This window comes from Escherichia sp. 94.0001 (assembly GCF_013369155.2).
Taxonomy (GTDB): Bacteria; Pseudomonadota; Gammaproteobacteria; order Enterobacterales; family Enterobacteriaceae; genus Escherichia; species Escherichia coli_F.
The window spans coordinates 1-5,485 of the sequence record NZ_JABWMS020000116.1; the positions used below are offsets into that span (position 1 = coordinate 1).

The 5,485-nt window shown below is 49.8% G+C and carries 9 protein-coding genes and 2 pseudogenes; 7 read left to right on the plus strand and 4 right to left on the minus strand.

What is annotated here, in order from left to right; genetic code table 11:
* The 4 genes and pseudogenes from HEN33_RS26560 to HEN33_RS23965 all read right to left on the minus strand — a co-directional run.
* Positions 1 to 106 (minus strand): annotated as a pseudogene (locus HEN33_RS26560) (hypothetical protein); the annotation flags it as partial.
* 334 nt (positions 107 to 440) lie between these two features.
* The gene (locus HEN33_RS23955) at positions 441 to 719 is read right to left on the minus strand and encodes a type II toxin-antitoxin system RelE/ParE family toxin (RefSeq protein ID WP_001303511.1); all 279 of its coding nucleotides are present in this window, start codon (positions 717 to 719) and stop codon (positions 441 to 443) included.
* Between the two features lies 1 nt (position 720).
* Positions 721 to 912, minus strand: a complete 192-nt coding sequence (gene relB, locus HEN33_RS23960; protein WP_001302048.1) for a type II toxin-antitoxin system RelB family antitoxin — start codon at positions 910 to 912, stop codon at positions 721 to 723.
* A 20-nt stretch (positions 913 to 932) separates the two neighbouring features.
* A complete protein-coding gene (locus tag HEN33_RS23965) occupies positions 933 to 1,304 on the minus strand; it encodes a hypothetical protein (protein ID WP_001169687.1) in 372 nt (123 codons plus the stop codon).
* 97 nt (positions 1,305 to 1,401) lie between these two features.
* Here HEN33_RS23965 and HEN33_RS23970 point away from each other — a divergent pair, with 97 nt between their 5' ends.
* The 7 genes and pseudogenes from HEN33_RS23970 to HEN33_RS24000 form a co-directional block, all read left to right on the plus strand.
* Complete coding sequence (locus HEN33_RS23970) at positions 1,402 to 1,704, plus strand: transcriptional regulator (RefSeq protein ID WP_000172738.1); 303 nt, start codon at positions 1,402 to 1,404, stop codon at positions 1,702 to 1,704.
* A complete protein-coding gene (locus HEN33_RS23975) occupies positions 1,701 to 2,126 on the plus strand; it encodes a toxin YdaT family protein (RefSeq protein ID WP_000693943.1) in 426 nt (141 codons plus the stop codon). The genes HEN33_RS23970 and HEN33_RS23975 overlap by 4 nt, the downstream gene beginning before the upstream one ends.
* A 22-nt stretch (positions 2,127 to 2,148) precedes the next feature.
* Positions 2,149 to 3,111: a helix-turn-helix domain-containing protein gene (locus HEN33_RS23980; protein ID WP_000095669.1), complete on the plus strand. Its 963-nt coding sequence runs from the start codon at positions 2,149 to 2,151 to the stop codon at positions 3,109 to 3,111.
* Between the two features lie 6 nt (positions 3,112 to 3,117).
* A complete protein-coding gene (locus HEN33_RS23985) occupies positions 3,118 to 3,858 on the plus strand; it encodes an ATP-binding protein (RefSeq protein WP_000788938.1) in 741 nt (246 codons plus the stop codon).
* A 25-nt stretch (positions 3,859 to 3,883) separates the two neighbouring features.
* Complete coding sequence (locus HEN33_RS23990) at positions 3,884 to 4,654, plus strand: DUF1627 domain-containing protein (protein WP_176262887.1); 771 nt, start codon at positions 3,884 to 3,886, stop codon at positions 4,652 to 4,654.
* Between the two features lie 15 nt (positions 4,655 to 4,669).
* Positions 4,670 to 5,065: a DUF977 family protein gene (locus tag HEN33_RS23995; protein WP_001118159.1), complete on the plus strand. Its 396-nt coding sequence runs from the start codon at positions 4,670 to 4,672 to the stop codon at positions 5,063 to 5,065.
* A gap of 56 nt (positions 5,066 to 5,121) precedes the next feature.
* Positions 5,122 to 5,485 (plus strand): annotated as a pseudogene (locus tag HEN33_RS24000) (DUF551 domain-containing protein); the annotation flags it as partial.

Here is a 5,485-nt window from a genome sequence, read left to right on the forward strand (position 1 = left end):
TCTGAAGTAAAGGCGCATACCGCTTAGTTACCGCTCTGATAACTCTTACCTGTCCTGCAATGGCGCTGATGTCAATATAAAGCGCCATTGCTGCTTCTTTGCCGATCCCGGGATGCCTTCCATTCTGATGTTTGACTTCGCCCACTGAGAAACCCTCTGTTTCCCCTTAACGCCGGGGTAGCGGAACAAAAACCTGCTGCATAGTTATTAAAGTTGAACCCTGCCGTCATGTTCATACGCCTCGGGCTGGCTACTTAACCCCTGACCACTGCCGGGTAACTCGAAGTATTTCCCTGCGTTCTGTGGGGCGGGGTGGGTTGGTATTTTTAGTTTAATAAACATTAAACTTAAGTCAAGTAAAAACTAAACCGCGGGACATAACAAACACAACGCTTTTGATAAAGTCGTTGCGGTTGTTATGTTTCTATTGGTAGTGAAAGTTAGGGAAACTGGCGTCTTGCGTGGATCACGTTTACTACTTCAACGCTTGATGTTGTTACGCGGTATAGAATTATATAGTTAGGGTGGGCTACAATCTCACGCAAGCCAGGTACTCTGTCGCTTGGTGGGTATAAATACGGATGTTCGGATAACGGCAGCACACAACCCCTTAATCGCTGCCATAAGCGTTCAGCCGCATCTATGTCGAAACGAGCAATATAACTAGTTATATCATCTAGGTCGGTATCTGCGCTTTCAAGCCATAACACGGGTAACATTTTACTGCTTGCTCCGTTCCTTGCGCATCTTAGCAAAGCGTTCTGCCATTCTGCGCTCGACTTCGTCATGGGGAATTGCTGGGCGCGGATCTGCAAGGCTCGTTGCTACTTTCGCACGCAGCCATTCGTTGTAACTGTTTTCTTGTTCAATGGTTTCAAATTCAGAAACCATTGGTGAAAGGGCTCTATTCATGTTTCCTCCGGTTTTATAACTCAGGCGCGGCGGCATTTTTGCGCCGCAATCCATCTCGCTATGAGATCTTCCATTGATTCTTTTTTCTGCTTTAACTCGCTGATTATCTGGCGTTGCTCATCCTCAGGGAAGGCTGAAAAAATCTGCAATAATTCCAGTTGATTAGACGTTAACCCTGCATGTGGTGGAGAAACCCCCGGTTGTTCTGCGTATTCCGCATCCAGATACCCTTCCGGCATCCCGTATGTTTGCTCTATTCTTCTGGCAGCCTTTTCTCCAAACGAGGCTCTCCCACTCATTAGTTGAGATAGGTAGCTCTTCTCTTTGGGTGGCAGAGTTTTATCTTTAAACCACTCCTTGAGACGTAAACGGCGAATTTCTTTTTTTTGCATGTGGTAATTATCTTTAGTAATCACTAAACAAGCAAATACTTGACTTAATGGTTTATTAAACACTAAACTCGCAAAAAAACACTAAACCGAGGAAGGTATGACATTAAAAGAGTTTATTAAATCATTAAGGGTTGGTGATGCTAAGAAATTCGCGGCCAGACTTGGTGTATCGCCATCTTACTTATCGCAAATGGCGTCTGGACGAACAGCTATATCTCCAACCCGCGCCCTTATGATCGAATCTGCGACGGAAGGCCAAGTAAGTAGGGCGGAGCTACGACCCCATGATTGGGAGCTTATTTGGCCTGAGTATGCGAGCGGCATTCGTTTGGGGCAAACACATGTAGTTCATGCTGAAGGTGATTGTAGTGCATGCTTATCTGATGGAGTTGATTCATGAAAATCAAGCATGAACACATCCGCATGGCGATGAATGTCTGGGCGCATCCGGACGGCGAAAAAGTACCGGCTGCGAAAATTACCAAAGCGTATTTCGAGCTGGGAATGACGTTCCCGGAACTGTATGACGACAGCCATCCGGAAGCCCTGGCCCGTAATACCCAGAAAATTTTCCGTTGGCTGGATAAAGACACCCCTGATGCTGTTGAAAAAATGCAGGCTCTGTTACCGGCGATCGAAAAGGCGATGCCGCCTTTGCTGGTGGCCCGTATGCGCAGCCACAGTTCTGAATATTACCGTGAGATCGTCGAACGGAGGGATCGGCTGGTGAAGGATGTCGATGATTTTGTTGCGTCAGCGGTTGTTTTGTATGACCAGATGAATCGCGGCGGCCCGGCAGGGAATGCTGTGGTGATGCACTAAAAGCACGGTGTTCGGGGGTTTTATGAGCAGCAAGCTTCATGGTCTTGTCTGGGAAGGGTGCGCCTTCACCGGCATGATCTTATCCAGGGTGGCGGTTATGGCCCGTCTTGCAGACTACAGCAATGACGAGGGCGTGTCATGGCCTGCCATTGAAACTATCCGGCGTCAGATCGGTGCAAGAAGTGAATCCACAGTGAAATCGGCTATTGCAGAACTGGCGAAAGAGGGCTGGCTGACGAAGGAAGAGCGTAAGGTCGGTGGGCGTAATGTAAGCAATATCTATCGGCTTAATGTGGAAAAACTCGAAGCAGCTGCTGCGGCGGCGCGTGAGTCATATAAACCGAAAAGAAAAATTAGCCCGGCAAAAAATGACCCGTTAACAGTTGACCCGTCAAATATTGCCCCCTCAACGGTTGACCCGTCAAATTTTGATGGATCAACTGTTGATAACAAACTGCCGATTAGGGGGGCGATGATTGACCCCGATCCGTCAGTATTAAAACCTGATCCGTCAGATAAAAGATCTTCTTGTCCGGACGCTTCGCAACCGGACCCGCAGACGGCTGAACAGAATTTTTTAACCCGACACCCTGACGCGGTTGTGTTCAGTGCGAAAAAACGCCAGTGGGGAAGTCAGGAAGATTTGGTGTGCGCACAGTGGATCTGGGGACGAATCGTGAGTCTTTACGAGCAGGCGGCCAGCGATGATGGCGAGATCACGAGACCGAAAGAACCCAACTGGACTGCATGGGCCAATGACGTGCGGACAATGCGGATGCTGGATGGCAGAACTCACAGACAAATTTGTGAAATGTTTGGGCGTCTCCAGCGGGATTCGTTCTGGGTAAAAAACATCATGAGTCCGGCAAAACTCCGGGAAAAATGGGATGAACTGGTTATCCGCCTGGGGCGTTCGCCCGCGCAGCGTTGCGTGAATCACATTTCTGAACCGGACACTGAAATACCGCCGGGATTCAGGGGGTGACGTGTCATGAAAAACATTGCGGCAGTTGGGGTTCTTGAACGTATTCGCAGACTTGCACCACAGGGGGCGGTTCCACCGTACCGGACGGTGGAGGAGTGGCGGGAATGGCAACTTGCTGAAGGACGAAAACGCAGCGAGGAGATTAACCGCCTGAATCATCAGGTGCGGGTTGAAAAAATCCTGAACCGTGCGGGCATCCAGCCGCTTCACAGGAAGTGCTCATTCGGGAACTACCGGGTGCAGAACGACGGTCAGCGCCATGCTCTGAGCCAGGCGAAATCCATTGCCGATGAATTGATGACCGGATGTACAAACTTCGTGTTCAGCGGTAAACCTGGTACCGGTAAAAATCACCTGGCAGCAGCGATTGGCAATCGGCTGATGGCGAAGGGGAGAAGCGTGATTATCGTCACCGTGTCCGATGTCATGAGCGTGTTGCATGACGGCTACGACAACGGCCAGTCCGGGGAAAAATTTTTACAGGAGCTTTGTGGAGTTGACCTTCTGGTCCTTGATGAAATTGGCATGCAGCGGGATACGCGCAACGAGCAGGTCACGCTGAACCAGATAGTCGACCGCAGAACGGCTTCGATGCGTAGTGTCGGAATGCTGACGAACCTGAATCACGCAGCGATGAGCACACTCCTCGGAGATCGGGTGATGGACCGTATGACCATGAATGGTGGTCGTTGGGTGAATTTTAACTGGGAGAGCTGGCGGTCAAACGTTGGACGTCAGGGTATGTGAGAATTTTTGACGAGGTAAATTTTCGATGGAAACTGTATTGCATGCACTGAAAGCGATGGGAAAAGCCAATTCTGTTGAACTGGCGGCGCGGCTTGATATCAGCCGTGAAGAAGTTCTTAACGAACTGTGGGAACTCAAAAAAAATGGCGTTGTTGATAAAACGGGTCACACCTGGTTTCTGGCTGTCGAAGGTGAAGCCGGGGTAACGGAAGGGCAGGCACTACAACCTGAAGCGCCGGATGTGGTAACCGAAGAGGTCGCTCCAAAAGTTACCGCAGACATGATGGTTGAGTTTATCGGTCAGGATGGTGCTAAAACGTGTGAGGAACTGGCGGGTAAGTTCGGCGTCAGTACTCGCAAGGTTGCTTCCACGCTGGCGGTGGTAACCGCAACGGGGCGGCTGGCACGCGTTAATCAGAACGGTAAATTTCGTTACTGCATGTCGGGGGGTAATTTACCAGCAGATCCGAAAGCCGCGCCGGTAACGAAAAATGATGGTAAGGCCTTTCCTCAGCCAGCAGGTGCTGCGTTACCAGTCCGGGAAGCCGCAACACAGGAAGAAATTAAAACAGAAACTGTGGCGGACATTGTGCAGTCGTTGCCATCGTTTACTGAAACGCGAGCGGATGACCTGGTTTTACCATCGCTTCATATGGCAAACCGCGAACTGCGTCGGGCGAAAAGTCATGTCCAGAAGTGGGAGCGAGTCTGCGCCGCGCTGCGGGAGCTGAACAAGCACCGGGATATTGTTCGACAGATTACTGATTCTTCCCGCCGTGTTGTATCGGAAAAGTGATAGCCGGAGGCGCTTATGGCGAAACCTTTTACACACGAACAGCGTGAAGAACTGAAGGCCCGAATTATCGGGCTGGTACGCAAAAATGAACGCATGACGATATCACAACTGGAGAGAGCGACGGGAGCAGGCTGGCATTCAGTCAGACGTTGCCTTGTGGATGTACTGGCTTGTGGCGATTTATACATGCCCGGTAAATATGGTGTTTTTACATCAGAACAGGTGTATCGCGTATGGCGTAAGGCAGCGGAGAAAGCAACCGACCAGACATTGATTCGAAAGTTACCAGACGGAGAAATACGCCGCTACGACAGACAACAGAACATAATCTGTGGCGAGTGCCGGAAGAGTGAAGTTATGCTGCGTGTACTGGCGTTCTATCAGGGCAATTTTCAGGAGGCGGTATTGTGAGTGAATTAGCTATCAGGCTTCAATTGTCGCTGGCATTCGCATCAAAGGAGAATGAGATGACCACTTTTACAAAAGAGCAGTTAATCAGTCATGTTAGTGAAAATGTAAAGGCGATGAAATTTGCAGTAAAACAGACAGCATTCAAAAATTCTCTCGAGGCAATTGAGTTGGATTTAGCACTGGCCCTTGTTGCTCAGGCTTCGCTGGAAGCAGAGCCCGTGCTTTATATGAATCGATTTACCGGAAAGACATTCTCACTGGAAGAGCAACCCGGTGCTGATAAGGAACCGGAAATATACGTGCCGCTATATGCTGCCCCGCCAGACAGCGCCGCCATGCTTCAGGCTGGAAACTTTCGGGAAAAGAAGGGGTCGTCAACCAATAATTTTCGGGAAATCTCGGAAACGTCAACCAACTATC